Below are 12,859 nucleotides of genomic sequence, written 5' to 3'. Positions count from 1 at the left end.
GCTGACCCGTATCAACCTTCGAATCGATGGCCGCGCCGTGATCGAATACGCTCTTTTGTTCGGATTGGGCTTCCTGACCGCGGCCTTTCTCGTCTTTTTGGTCTCGCCTGCCGTCCACCGCCGAATTGTCTGGTATACCGAAAACCGCCTCAAGGCGACGATGCCCCTGAGTCCACAGGAAGTACGGGCGCAGAAGGACATGGTGCGCGCGCTTTACGCTGCCGAAAACGCCCGCACCGCGCAGGATCTGCACCGCGAACGCGAAAAATCGCTTTCTCTCCAACTTCGCCATGATTCACTCGCTGTCGATGCCGGCAGGCTTGCCTCGGAACTCAACGAGGCGCGCGCGCAGATCGGCGAAATGCAGGTGGAAGCCGCCGAACAGCGCTCGCACTTGCGCAAGGACGAGAACTATATCAGCCAGTTGAAGACAAGCCTGCATATTGCCGAACAGGCCAATTCCAACAAGGACAGCGAACTGGAAACGCTGCGCGCCCGACTTTCCAAGCTGCAGGAACAGACTGATAATCTGAAGATCGACCTGGCCGCGCGCGATACCGAAGCCGAGAGCCTCAAGTTCCGCACGAATGCGATGCGAGAAGAACGTGATCGGATGCGCCAGGACTTCACGATCCTGCAGAAGCGCGCCAAAGAGGCCGAGCAGAAGCTCAGCCAACAACAGCACATGGTCATCCGCCTGGAAGACAAGGCTGCCCGTGAGGCCGCCTCTGCCGCAGACAAGGAAGCGCTGCTCGGCCGCCGCCAACAGGAGATCACCAAGCTGAAGGAGCAGTTGAAGGCGGCCAATGCCGAAATCCGCAAGGCCGCCAAAATATTGCGCGATGCCGGCCTTTCCAAAGCAGTTGGCGATCTGCCGGCCGAAGTCGCTGACGGCGAACCCGAGCCTTCTGCACTCGATGTCGCAGCCGTCACCGCGCAAATGGGCGACAACGTGCGCAGGCGCAGCGCAGCACTTGCCGAGCATTTGCAAAAGGCAAGAAACAATACCGGTCGTGACAGCGCCCTTCGCGAGGAAATTACCTCGATTGCCGCGAGTGTGGTGGCGCTCACCGCGCTCAAGGAAGGCCCCTCCTCTCCCATCCTATCCCTGATGCCCGATAAGCCGAAAACGGGATCGAACGACCGCGTAAATCTCGCCGACCGCGCAGCGGCTATTATTGCCGATCCGCAGCGCTGAACTTGCTCAGATTCGGGTCATCGTCGAAGATATCACAAAGAGCGCAATTCCCGTAGCCGTCGCCACGTTGAGACTGTCGAGCCCTTCAGATTGCGGAATGCGCGCACTGCGGAAACGGGAAAGCACCTTCTCTGGCAGGCCCTCCCCCTCCGTGCCGACAACGAGCGCCATGCGATCGGAAGCCGGTATCTGCCGGATATCCGTCTCGCCACGTGGTGAAAGCGTCCAGATCGTAAAACCGCGCTCGGCAAGGCTCAGGAGAAGAGCGAGTGCGTCGCCGCCGCGGTGATACGGCATGCTCAAGACAGAGCCGACGGAAACGCGCAGCGCCTTGCGATAGAGCGGGTCACAGCAGGTCTCGTCGAGGAGGATGGCATCCGCCTTGAACGCCGCGGCATTGCGAAACATCGACCCGGCATTGTCGTGATTGGAAATGCCGCAGCCGACGAGGACCAGCGCCTGCTCGGGCAATGCGTCGAGAAGCGCGGCTTCCGCCACTTGCTCTCTCCGGCCGAGCGCCAGCACGCCGCGATGCATATTGAAGCCGACGATACCATCAAGAACATCTGCGTCGGCCACATAGACGGGCACGTCTTCGGGAAAGCGGCTGAGGATTTCGGTTACGCCGCCCAGCCGATTGCGAAGCAGCAGGATCTTCTGGGCAGAAAATCCCCTGCCCGCTGCATGCGCTTCGGCAAGCATGCGCAATACGACCGTGCCTTCGGCAATAAAGCGGTTTTGCCGGCCCGTCAGATCACGCTCGCGAATATCCCGAAACTCGGCAATCCGTGGATCGTCGGCACGTTCGATCGTCAGGATCTGTCCGGCCATGTCGGCCTCAATTTCCCGACAGCGTGATGTCGGCCACGATACGGCTGGCCTTGATGTCGAGAACCAGCGCCTTGCGCTTGCCGTCCACAGCTGTGCCGTAAAACAGGATTTGCCCGCCCGAAAGCGACGTCTGCTCGATCTTGAAGCCGAGCGGCAGCGATGCCGTCGAGCTCACCGGCGCGTCAGAGGGAACGCCGAAAGAACCAGCTGATGTTGTGGCCTGCGAAGGCTCGGGGCGCGTCACCTTGTAGACAACCGCGCCGAAGACCGCCATAAGGCTCACGAACATGATGGCGCCCGAGACGATCTGCAGGCGGATCATTTTGCGCCGGACATTTTCCATAGCCGGGTCGAGGGGCTTTTCTTCCAGCTCGTCATCGGCCAGCTCGAATTTCGTCATCTATGGCGTTCCATTCTAAAAATACGTCGGAGAAGAAGCGTCTTGAGCGACCCCTTTAAACAAGCAGATGACAATAGAAAAGTCCTGACTGCCGATGAGACGGCTGAAGGTCGCCTTGACGCATGGCTGACCGCGCAGCTCGGCGAGGAGTTTTCCCGCAGCCGCATCAAGGCACTGATCAAGGACGGGCAAGTCCTTTTGAAGGGTGAACCGGTTACCGATCCGCAACGCAAGGTGCGAGCCGGTGATGGCTACGAGATCACTTTGCCTGAGCCGGAAGATCCGGCCCCGAAGGGCGAGAACATTCCGCTCGATATCCTCTACGAGGATGAAGACGTTGTCGTCATCTCCAAGCCTGCCGGCCTCGTCGTGCATCCCGGTCCCGGCAATTGGACAGGTACGCTCGTCAACGCGCTGATCCACCATTGCGGCAACACCCTTTCCGGCATTGGCGGCGTACGCCGCCCCGGCATCGTTCACCGCCTCGACAAGGATACGACAGGCGTCATGGTCGTCGCCAAGAACGATATGGCCCATCGCCACCTTTCGCTGCAGTTCGCCGACCACGGCCGCACCATGCCGCTGGAACGCGCCTACCGAGCAATCGTCTGGGGTCGTCCGCGCGCGCTTTCAGGAACGATCGACGCGCCGCTCGGCCGCGCGACCGGCGACCGCACCCGCCGCGCCGTCAAGCGCGCGGACAGCGAAAGTGCCGACGAAGCGATCACCCATTACGAAGTGCTCGAGCGCTTCCATGAGAGCCCGGACGCGACTGCGCTTGCCTCGCTCGTCGAATGCCATCTGGAAACGGGCCGCACGCACCAGATCCGGGTCCACATGGCCCATATCGGCCATCCGCTGCTGGGTGATGCCGTCTATGGCGCGGGCTTCAAGACAAAGGCCAATCTTCTGCCTGACGAGGCCCGCAGGGTCGTCAAGGCGTTCGACCGCCAGGCACTGCACGCCTTCATGCTGCAATTCGAGCATCCGCGCACGGGCGAGGTGATGCATTTCGAGGTGCCGCTGCCCGATGACATGGTGGAACTCACTGACGCACTGCGCGGATGAGACATGCCGGCTGCTATTTCTTCGAGCCGGCACTCAGAACCCGATGCGTGGCATTGTCGAGAGCGTGGCTCGTGTCGCGCCCGTCCTGCGCCAGTCCCCTTGCGGTATTTCCGCAAGATGAAAGAGCGGCCGAAAGCGTGAGCAGCAGGATGGCGGCAAGGACTGGTCTGATCATCTGGTTCCCCATAAAAGCGCGGCTAGGCAAGAATGCCCACCACTGGAAAAATGCGGCAGCCGCCTATAAAATCAATGGCTCAGGTCGGCTCCGATGGCGGCGGGATAACGCCCTCGTGATAGCCCTGATGACCTTGAATCCCTGTTTCGCCACACTTATCTGTATATGGACTTAGTGCGGGCTTGGAGAGAGCCGCATGTCCCGGTTTGCCTTTAACGCGAGGGCGCGTTCCATCGGGAACCGGAATCCAGATAAGGAGGGTGCATTATGGCCCGAAATACCTTGCCGTCCATAACCGCCGGCGAAGCCGGTCTCAATCGTTACCTCGACGAAATTCGTAAATTCCCGATGCTGGAGCCGCAGGAAGAGTACATGCTCGCCAAGCGTTACTCCGAGCACGGCGACCGCGATGCCGCACACAGGCTCGTCACCAGCCATCTTCGCCTCGTTGCGAAGATCGCAATGGGCTATCGCGGCTACGGCCTGCCGATCGGCGAAGTCGTGTCTGAAGGCAATGTCGGCCTCATGCAGGCTGTCAAGAAGTTCGATCCGGAACGTGGTTTCCGCCTCGCCACCTATGCAATGTGGTGGATCAAGGCCTCGATCCAGGAATACATCCTGCGCTCGTGGTCTCTCGTGAAGATGGGTACGACCGCCAACCAGAAGCGCCTGTTCTTCAACCTGCGTCGCCTGAAGGGCCGCATCCAGGCCATTGATGACGGCGATCTGAAGCCCGAGCATGTGACCGAGATCGCCACCAAGTTAAACGTCTCAGAGGAAGAAGTCGTTTCGATGAACCGCCGCCTCTCTGGCGACGCTTCGCTGAACGCTCCTATCAAGGCTTCCGAGGGCGACAGCGGCCAGTGGCAGGATTGGCTGGTGGACGACCACGACAGCCAGGAAGATGTGCTGATCGAGCAGGACGAGCTCGATACCCGCCGCCGTATGTTGGCCAAGGCCATGAGTGTGCTGAATGATCGCGAACGCCGCATCTTCGAGGCTCGCCGCCTTGCTGAAGATCCGGTAACGCTTGAAGACCTTTCGGCCGAGTTCGACATCAGCCGTGAGCGTGTCCGCCAGATCGAAGTCCGCGCCTTTGAAAAGGTGCAGGATGCGGTCCGCAAGGAGGCGCTGGAGCGTGCCAAGGCCGTGCGCGTGGTCGAAGCGACCGCGTAAGACGGTTATGTCTAGATGATATGAAAAAGGCGGGTTCTTGTGGCCCGCCTTTTTGTTTTATACGTTTCCGGAAGCACCGGCATTACTGGCTGGTCGAAAGGTCCCCGAGCGCAGTCCATTCCTTGATCGCCGTATTGAAGGCATTGCTTCCCGTGGCGCCCTTCTGCAGGGTCAGGAGCGCCCGTCGCCCGTTGCGGTAGGTGATCGGAATGTCGATCCAATCGCGATTGCCAAGCAGGTCCAGATTGGCCTTGCGCGCATCCGGATAATCGTTGAGCGCGATCATGTGGAAATCGTCGGTAATCTTGGCCGGTACCGCAATCAGCGGATCACCGCGATCCTGCTCCGTACGCTTCATCGAGATGCGCTGAACGCTGTCGATGCTGCCGCCCTCGAAATTCGGCGGAACGGAGAAGACGATTTCGACCAGATGGCTTGCCGGCAGCGATGGATCAGAATTGCGCTTGAAGGTCAGGAGAGCCGAAAGATTGCGCTCCGGTACAGTAACGTTACCCTGCACGGTGGCTTCCTGGCGACCGCCCTGTCCGGCCTCATGCTGTACGGTCCAGACGACCGATCCCTCGATTGCCGTTGGCGAGCTTTCGCCGATCCGCTCTTCGTAGAGGAACATCTTTTCCGTGGCGCCGACGGGCGGAACCTGCGCCGGTGCGGCCGCCGGACCGTTCGGCGTCAGATTTTCGGCAGGCGCGGCATCGGACTGGACAGTCGGCGCGCTTGTATCGGCTGCAGCGACATTCTGCTCGGCAACCGACTTGCCTTCCGCCGTGGGCGTGCCCGGCACTGGCGCCGCGCCGTTATCGACTTCTGTCCCATCGGCGAGCAACCGCTGGGTGAACTTGGTATTGGCGGCCGAGCCGTCTAGTGACGCAACCTCCTGGTTGGGTCGCGCCGGCTGCGCTCCAGCATTCTGATTTGCCGGCGGTGTCGTGGCCGGCGTACTGCTCTGCTGCGTCGACGGGGTTGTCGCCGGTGTGACCGCTGTCTCACTGCGCGCAGCCTGTGACGGTGCGGAACTGACGAGGCCGTCGACCATCTCCTTCACCGCCTCGCGGTTCATCCAGCCGGCGTAGGCGCCGCCGGTGATAATGCCCAGCGTGACGAGGATCGCCAGAATCGTGCCGATGCCGAAGCGGCGGCGCTTCGGTTCCATGCGGAAGCTCTTGCCATGCAGCTTGGAAGCGACGATCTGGTCCAGATCCATCGGCGGGTTGCCGTCGTCATCGTCAGCGGTGACGGCATTACGGCGGTCATAGCCGCGCAGCGCACGCGCCTCGCGCCAGCCTTCGCTTGGAGCGGCCGGTGCGGGGGTCGCAGAGCCGGAACCATTGCCGCCGTGCACTTCCGCAAAGATATCGACGTCGTCGAAATGTGCGGAAGCAGGCGTCTTCTTGCCGGTGCCCGCTTCGATCGGCGGCAGGTCATCGAAAGCTGCCGCTTCCCACGAGAAATTCTCCTTGGCAGTCGGCATGACGACCGGCGAAGCGCTGTTTCCGAGTGTCGAGATGACCTCTTCGAATGCGCGCGCCGAAGCATCGGCGGGAACGACTGGCGTAGCCTCGGCGTACGAGTGAAGCTCTTCGCGTGCCCATTCGGTCTCGGCTTCCTGCGGTGCAGGGGCCGGCGTTTCGGTCGCTGGCTCGGACCACATGCGATCGAAGTGCGCCGCCGCATCCGCAGCAAGCGGTTCTTCGCGTGCGTGCTCGACGAATTCTTCGACTTGCGGCTGCGGCGCGAAATCAGCCATCGGCTCCACGAGTCGGTTCGACGCATGCTCCATGCCGCGCGAAACCGGCTGGTGAGCCTCTTCGTGCTGAAGCACTTCTTCCACTTCATGAATGGTTTCGGCTACCGGCTCGGCTGCAACCTCTTCAGGCTGCCGTTCTTCCGGATAATGCTCTTCCAGAGGCTCAGCAAAACGCCCGGGCTCGGCATGAACGTCTGCCTGCTCCGGCGCATGCCACTCCTCTGCAGGCGCCTCTTCCTCATGAGGCGGATGCCACTCGGCATGCTCGGGCACCACCTCTTCGGCTGAAGCGGCCGCATGAGCGACCTCTTCCGGCTCGGCAGGCTCCTCGCGGGCTGGCTGTTCCGTTTCTTGCTGCTCGCGGCTCTCGTAGATGGGAGCCTCTGCGACAGGCGTTGCCTCGGCTATCGGCTCGTGCTCTAGAGGGGCCTCTTGATGGACCTCGGACTCCGGGGCGGCTGCGGCCGACTCCTCGACAACGATGGCCTCGGCATGTTCGCCCTCGACTTCACGGATTGCGGCTTCAAGCTTATCAAGCTGGCGTTGCAGCATAGCTTCCGGCGGACGCGGTTTCATGTTCTCGAGCTGCCGCTGCACAGCGCCTCGCGCACGCTCGTAGACCTTCACCCGCATCTCAGGGGTATTTTCAGACAGGCCGTCGACTGCCCGCCGAATAACTGCAATAAAATCCGCCATCAGTACTTTCTCAAGAAGTCCGGCTCACTCCCGAACACTCACGCTAGGTGACCCGCGACATTAATCCTCAAACGGATCAGTCACAAGTATGGTGTCGTCACGCTCAGGGCTCGTCGAGAGAAGCGCGACAGGCGCGCCGATCAGCTCTTCGACCTGACGAACATATTTAATCGCCTGGGCCGGCAGATCTGCCCAGCTGCGGGCGCCAACCGTCGATTCCTTCCAACCTTCCAGCGTGACGTAGAGCGGCTCGACACGAGCCTGCGCCGCCTGGCTTGCCGGAAGATGGTCGATCTGCTCGCCGTCGAGCATGTAGCCGACGCAGATTTTCAGTTCATCGAGACCGTCGAGCACGTCGAGCTTGGTGAGCGCAATGCCGCTGATGCCATTGGTGGCGACCGACTGGCGCACGAGTGCAGCGTCAAACCAGCCGCAGCGGCGCTTACGGCCCGTGACGGTACCGAATTCGTGTCCCTTTTCACCGAGGAACTGGCCGATCTCATCCGTCAGTTCGGTCGGGAACGGACCTTCGCCGACGCGCGTCGTATAGGCCTTGGTGATGCCGAGAATATAGCCGAGCGAACCCGGACCCATGCCCGAACCCGCGGCGGCCTGACCGGCCACCGTGTTGGAGGAAGTCACGAAGGGATAGGTGCCGTGATCGATATCGAGGAGGCTGCCCTGCGCCCCTTCGAAAAGGATGCGGGCGCCCTTGCGGCGCTGCTTGTCGAGGAAAAGCCACACGGTATCGCGGAAGGGCAGCACGCGGTCAGCGATCGAGGTCAGTTCGTCCATGATCGTCTGATGGCTGACTTCGGCAACGCCGAGACCGCGGCGAAGTGCGTTGTGATGGGTCAGGATACGATCGACCTTGCCCGGCAGGGCTTCGAGGTCTGCGAGGTCCATGACGCGGATGGCGCGGCGGCCGACCTTGTCTTCATAGGCCGGGCCGATGCCGCGCCGCGTCGTGCCGATCTTGGTGCCGCTGTTGGAGGCTGCGTCCTCGCGATAGGCATCGAGCTCGCGGTGCAGGGAGAGGATGAGGGTGGCATTGTCGGCGATGCGCAGGTTCTCAGGTGTGACCTTCACGCCTTGTGCTTCCAGCCGGCCGATCTCGGCGATCAGCGCATGCGGATCGACGACGACACCATTGCCGATGACGGCCATCTTGCCGGGGCGGACCACGCCTGATGGCAGCAGCGAGAGCTTATAGCTCGTACCGTCGATGACGAGCGTATGGCCGGCATTGTGTCCGCCCTGATAGCGCACGACGATATCCGCACGCTCCGAAAGCCAATCGACAATCTTGCCCTTGCCTTCGTCACCCCATTGCGAACCGACCACGACTACGTTCGTCATCAAACTCTTCCTGTTACCGGCGGAGAACCGCACACCTGCTCAAACCCGCGCATCTATAAAGCTTTGTTTTCGGGAAAGCGACCCTGTTGTCACAGCAGATTCGGCTTTTTACGTGACAAATCAGCCGCCGGCAGGCTAAGCCCGACCATAAAGCCTGCCAGAGATGACAAAGACGGGAAGATCGCCCTTGCAAGCCACAGCCTATATCTGCCTTGTCATTGCTACTCTCTGCTGGGGCGGCAATGCCGTCGCGGGCAAGCTTGCGCTTGGCCATGTCAGCCCGATGATGCTGACCTTCCTGCGCTGGTTCCTGGCCATCGTGCTGATCGCCGCCGTCTCGCTGCCGCAACTGAAGAAAGACTGGCCGGTGGCGCGCAAGAACCTGCCCCTTCTCCTCTTCTATGGCGTGATCGGCTACACCACCTTCAACGCCATGCTCTATTCAGCCGTGCAGTACACGACAGCGATCAATGTCGCGATCGAGCAAGCCGGCATCCCCATGCTGATCTTCCTGCTGAATTTCCTCTTTTTCCGAACCGGCGTTTCGCTGGCCCAGGTCGTCGGTTTTGGCATGACGCTTGTCGGTGTTGCACTGACGGCGGCCCATGGCGATCTCGCCACCCTGCTGCAACTGAGCCTCAACCGCGGCGATGCGCTGATGCTGATCGCTGTCGCAGCCTATGCCGTCTATACGATCTTCCTACGTTGGAAGCCCGTCGTCGACTGGCGCACTTTAATGGCGATCCCCGCCCTCGGCGCTGCCCTCACCGCCCTGCCCCTTTTGTTGTGGGAAGCCTCTAGCGGCGCGGCCCGATGGCCTGATCAAGAAGGCTGGCTGATTGCCTTCTACACGGCTATCTTCGCCTCGCTGTTGGCGCAGATACTCTATATCAAAGGCGTCGAAGAAATCGGTGCCAATCGCGCCGGCCTGTTCATCAACCTCGTACCGGTTTTCGGCACGCTGCTTTCCGTCGCACTGCTCGGTGAAAGGCTGCAGCTTTTCCATATGATTGCGCTGGTGCTCGCGCTCGGTGGCATCGCCATCGCAGAAAGGGGACGCCCGAAGACTGCCGCGCTCACCGTGCCGGCGTCACCTGTCGACTAACCAAGCTCCAGCGTCGTCACGCCATAGACGCTCTTCAGCGGGATTTCCGGCGCCGGACCGCGATACATGCGCGCGGTCTCCATGACCGGCTCGAGCCCCACACTTTCTGCCAGCGCAATCGCCTCGGCATTGGCGGCGGGGATATCGATATAGATCGACGCGCCGTGTGCCTGAGGAATGAGGCCAGCCAGAAGGGCGGCAGCGCTGTCCGCGTCCCCAGCGAAAAGCGGGCCGATCTTGTAGCCCTCGTAACAGCGGCGGATCGTGCCGTAACCGCGAATCTTGCCGCTCTTGCGCACGACGACCGAACTGCGCCCCTTGCGGCCGGTACACCAGGCGGCAAGGAAAGCCGCACGGGGCTCTGGGAAAATTCCGCTATCGTATCGGAGCAGGCCTTCGAGACGCGTATCCAGAACCGGCTGCGCGACGAGCGACGATTGCGGCACCGATGTCGGCACACCACCATAACGGATCGTCTTATAAGCCACCTCGAAGCCGGCTTTGCGATAGGCTTCCTGCTGAGCGGCAACACCATCGAGACCGATCGTACGGTCTCCCGCCGACGCGATGCCGGCGTTCCAGATCGCCTTGCCAAAACCCTGGCCACGGAAATCGGGGTGCACGATGTAAAGACCGAGGAACGCAAAGGTGTCGCCATATTTGACGACCGAAATCGAGCCGACCGGCACCTCACCGATGACGCCAACGAAAAATCCGGAAGGATCGGCTTCGTGGAATGCGATCGCATCGTCGAGGCCGGGGTTCCAGCCCTCTTGACGTGCCCATTCCAGTGCAAGCTCCAGTTCACCGGGCCGCATGGAACGAACGGCAAATTCCGAATTCATACAACCTTCCCAGATTGAAATCCGCAAGTCCATTCCGCGATGCGCAAAGCAATCGTCAAGTCGATTGCTCGTGCGCTCAGACCGGTCATGATGAACTCGCGTTCACGGCTTGAACGATGTGTGTCGTCGTTTTGAAATGCAATGCAAAAGAACTTCGACCTCGCACTACCATGAAACAATGTAATTGCAATCTCAAGAAAATTACTGCGCCCGCAAGATGCTTCCGGCGAGCGCAGGTGGAAAGACGGCAGCATAATATCTGGCCGTTAGCGCAGAAACGGACCCAACGCTTCGGCAGTCCCGAAGGTCTGGACAGCTTGGTTGAGAACGCTGCCAAAAACGAACCCGACGGCGATGGTCAGCTGGTGCGAATAGGCCTTCAGCGCATATCCATCGCTTCCGACCTGTGCCGGAGCGCGCAAGGCAAAGGGCACGTTCGGGCGGACGAAGCCGGCGCTCGTCGTCAGCGGCTCCTCGGGCAGATGGCCGATGGCCGACGTGTACATGAGGTCACGGCCAAAGCCGCCCGGACCGAAGGCAAAAGCCGGCTGGCTTGCAGCCGATACAGTGATTGCGAGCGTGGCGGCGAGAAGAAGTCTGCTCATCCTGAAGTCCCCATTTTCCAGTCGGCCGGCGATTTCTGCCTGGCCGCAGCGCCGGTCGCATCTGTCCATGCCCGGCCGCTTTCATGAGGGCACTCTACACGCCGGTTATTTGCAGGCCTTTTAAGCCGATCCGTACAATTTTATTGAAAGCCGATATTTTAGACTGTCGCTATTCGGGTAGAAAACAATCTTTACCATACGTCTTGACGGTATCTTCGCATCCTTACTTCTAAGGTGCCCCAAAACAAAACAGGGCCAGAAAATAATGCACGAAGTTCCAGTCAAATCCCGGATCATCCAGAACGTTTATTTCAGCCAGGAAGACGGGCGGTTGCGCATCTGCTTCCGCAACGGCGAAGAGCGGCTGTTCGAAGGCGTGCCGGCCGCCGATGTCGAGACCATGGTGACCGCACCTTCACCAGGCCAGTACTATATCGACCGGATAAGAAAACAGTATCGCCGTATCGCGGCTTAAACGCGCCGCGATATCCTCGTCGAAGCGACCCTAAATCGATCATGCCATGCTTCGGCCGAGATCGATTGCCACATCGGTGCGAGCCTTATAAATGATGACTTCTACTGTCGGAGGTCTCGCGAACTGACGATGCAATCGTCCGATCAGAACATGAAACTGGCGCCGCAGCCGCGAAAGGGCCGCGCCGTCATGTGGTTGCTGATCATTCTGTCCTTTTCGATCGTCGCCGCTACAGTGCTGCTGTCGAATGATATGCGCCACCTGAAATCGCTGGCCCATTACTTTGGCGTAGAGCTTTTTCCAGCACCGGCGCCGCCACCGCCGCCACCGCCTAAAATCTTCCGGCGCACCGAGCCCTTGAGTATCAGGATCCCGCCGCGCATGTTCGCGCAGCCGCAACCGGCTCTCGCGAGCGTCTTCTTGCGCACCTGGCGCATTTCCGGCCCAGCCATGTGCGAAGCGCTGCGCTCTGCCGGCGTCGAAATGAGCGAATGGGCAGAAACTGCCTTCAATTCCGACACGTTCGAGTGCTCCTTCGAACATATCTACAAGAAGGAGAAAGAGCATATCGTCAGCTCGCTCTTCCTCGTCGTGCGCGGCAATGGCAGAGGCGCAATTACAAGCATGCGCGTGAAGCTGGTCGATCCTGCGACCGACAGCAACGGGCAGCTTGATCCCAGTGTGTTGCGCATTTTCGAGACCATGCTGACACAACCGGCGTGGCTGGATTTCCATGAAGCGCTCTCGGCAATCCGCAATCTCAAGGACATGAAGGAAGAAGGTTTCGGGGCCCTCATCAATTTCAGCCAGGAATACTCGCGTCGCGGCAGCTTCAACTTCACATTGCTGCTGCAAGAAACGTCTGCCCAGCAGCGTCGCACGAAGGATTATTTTTCGCCAAAGACCTGGCTGCCCGCGCCAGACCCCTCCTGGCAAGTGCCTGAACTCATCTTCTGGCGCCGCGCCTTATGATCTGTCGCCGGCAACGAGTTGAGGCACCTCATCTTCACGATAGGCCCGGCCTAATTTAGCGCGTCAAACTTCAGACGCATTTAACTCAAAATAGCTACGGCCAAGCTCTTTCGATCCTTGACTTGAATCGGCCAGGGATTAGCTTTGACGCTGTCTTGAGCCGCTCGTCGGATCCAGCAGCCACCTCTC

Annotated in this window: 13 protein-coding genes; 6 read left to right on the top strand and 7 right to left on the bottom strand. The window is 60.4% G+C overall.

Annotation, left to right across the window (positions count from 1 at the left end):
• Positions 1 to 37: 37 nt before the first annotated feature.
• On the top strand, positions 38 to 1,198 hold the full coding sequence (locus tag FHX08_RS00730) for a hypothetical protein (RefSeq protein ID WP_184326771.1): 1,161 nt from the start codon (positions 38 to 40) through the stop codon (positions 1,196 to 1,198).
• A gap of 6 nt (positions 1,199 to 1,204) precedes the next feature.
• Here the strand turns inward: FHX08_RS00730 and FHX08_RS00725 are convergent, their stop codons facing one another.
• Together FHX08_RS00725 and FHX08_RS00720 are read right to left on the bottom strand one after the other, a co-directional pair.
• A complete protein-coding gene (locus tag FHX08_RS00725; protein ID WP_132653375.1) occupies positions 1,205 to 2,029 on the bottom strand; it encodes a TrmH family RNA methyltransferase in 825 nt (274 codons plus the stop codon).
• A 7-nt stretch (positions 2,030 to 2,036) separates the two neighbouring features.
• Positions 2,037 to 2,429: a hypothetical protein gene (locus FHX08_RS00720; RefSeq protein WP_184326770.1), complete on the bottom strand. Its 393-nt coding sequence runs from the start codon at positions 2,427 to 2,429 to the stop codon at positions 2,037 to 2,039.
• Between the two features lie 42 nt (positions 2,430 to 2,471).
• On the opposite strand from FHX08_RS00720, the gene FHX08_RS00715 reads away from it, so the two are divergent.
• Positions 2,472 to 3,497 carry an RluA family pseudouridine synthase gene (locus FHX08_RS00715; protein ID WP_132653373.1) on the top strand — a complete coding sequence of 342 codons (1,026 nt, stop codon included), beginning with the start codon at positions 2,472 to 2,474 and terminating at the stop codon, positions 3,495 to 3,497.
• 13 nt (positions 3,498 to 3,510) lie between these two features.
• Here FHX08_RS00715 and FHX08_RS00710 read toward each other — a convergent pair whose 3' ends face one another.
• Positions 3,511 to 3,672, bottom strand: a complete 162-nt coding sequence (locus FHX08_RS00710; protein ID WP_132653372.1) for an entericidin — start codon at positions 3,670 to 3,672, stop codon at positions 3,511 to 3,513.
• Between the two features lie 267 nt (positions 3,673 to 3,939).
• On the opposite strand from FHX08_RS00710, the gene rpoH reads away from it, so the two are divergent.
• Positions 3,940 to 4,848, top strand: a complete 909-nt coding sequence (gene rpoH / locus FHX08_RS00705) for an RNA polymerase sigma factor RpoH (protein ID WP_132653371.1) — start codon at positions 3,940 to 3,942, stop codon at positions 4,846 to 4,848.
• 82 nt (positions 4,849 to 4,930) lie between these two features.
• Here the strand turns inward: rpoH and FHX08_RS00700 are convergent, their stop codons facing one another.
• The gene (locus tag FHX08_RS00700; RefSeq protein WP_184326769.1) at positions 4,931 to 7,309 is read right to left on the bottom strand and encodes a hypothetical protein; all 2,379 of its coding nucleotides are present in this window, start codon (positions 7,307 to 7,309) and stop codon (positions 4,931 to 4,933) included.
• 60 nt (positions 7,310 to 7,369) lie between these two features.
• Positions 7,370 to 8,668, bottom strand: coding sequence for an adenylosuccinate synthase (locus FHX08_RS00695; protein WP_132653369.1), 1,299 nt, complete (start codon positions 8,666 to 8,668; stop codon positions 7,370 to 7,372).
• Between the two features lie 187 nt (positions 8,669 to 8,855).
• On the opposite strand from FHX08_RS00695, the gene FHX08_RS00690 reads away from it, so the two are divergent.
• On the top strand, positions 8,856 to 9,773 hold the full coding sequence (locus FHX08_RS00690; RefSeq protein ID WP_132653368.1) for a DMT family transporter: 918 nt from the start codon (positions 8,856 to 8,858) through the stop codon (positions 9,771 to 9,773).
• Here FHX08_RS00690 and FHX08_RS00685 read toward each other — a convergent pair.
• Together FHX08_RS00685 and FHX08_RS00680 are read right to left on the bottom strand one after the other, a co-directional pair.
• Positions 9,770 to 10,618, bottom strand: a complete 849-nt coding sequence (locus FHX08_RS00685) for a GNAT family N-acetyltransferase (protein WP_132653367.1) — start codon at positions 10,616 to 10,618, stop codon at positions 9,770 to 9,772. The two genes, FHX08_RS00690 and FHX08_RS00685, sit on opposite strands and share 4 nt — an antisense overlap.
• Positions 10,619 to 10,884: 266 nt before the next feature.
• Positions 10,885 to 11,223: a hypothetical protein gene (locus tag FHX08_RS00680; protein WP_132653366.1), complete on the bottom strand. Its 339-nt coding sequence runs from the start codon at positions 11,221 to 11,223 to the stop codon at positions 10,885 to 10,887.
• Between the two features lie 265 nt (positions 11,224 to 11,488).
• Here FHX08_RS00680 and FHX08_RS00675 point away from each other — a divergent pair, with 265 nt between their 5' ends.
• Both FHX08_RS00675 and FHX08_RS00670 read left to right on the top strand, forming a co-directional pair.
• A complete protein-coding gene (locus tag FHX08_RS00675; RefSeq protein ID WP_132653365.1) occupies positions 11,489 to 11,698 on the top strand; it encodes a KTSC domain-containing protein in 210 nt (69 codons plus the stop codon).
• A gap of 129 nt (positions 11,699 to 11,827) precedes the next feature.
• The gene (locus tag FHX08_RS00670; RefSeq protein WP_132653364.1) at positions 11,828 to 12,670 is read left to right on the top strand and encodes a DUF6030 family protein; all 843 of its coding nucleotides are present in this window, start codon (positions 11,828 to 11,830) and stop codon (positions 12,668 to 12,670) included.
• The last annotated feature ends 189 nt before the right edge of the window (positions 12,671 to 12,859 follow it).

Origin of the sequence: Rhizobium sp. BK529, assembly GCF_014194105.1 — a bacterium.
Classification (GTDB): domain Bacteria; phylum Pseudomonadota; class Alphaproteobacteria; order Rhizobiales; family Rhizobiaceae; genus Rhizobium.
The sequence above is the reverse complement of the archived record's forward strand: the minus strand, read 5'-3'. Positions and strand labels throughout refer to the sequence as shown.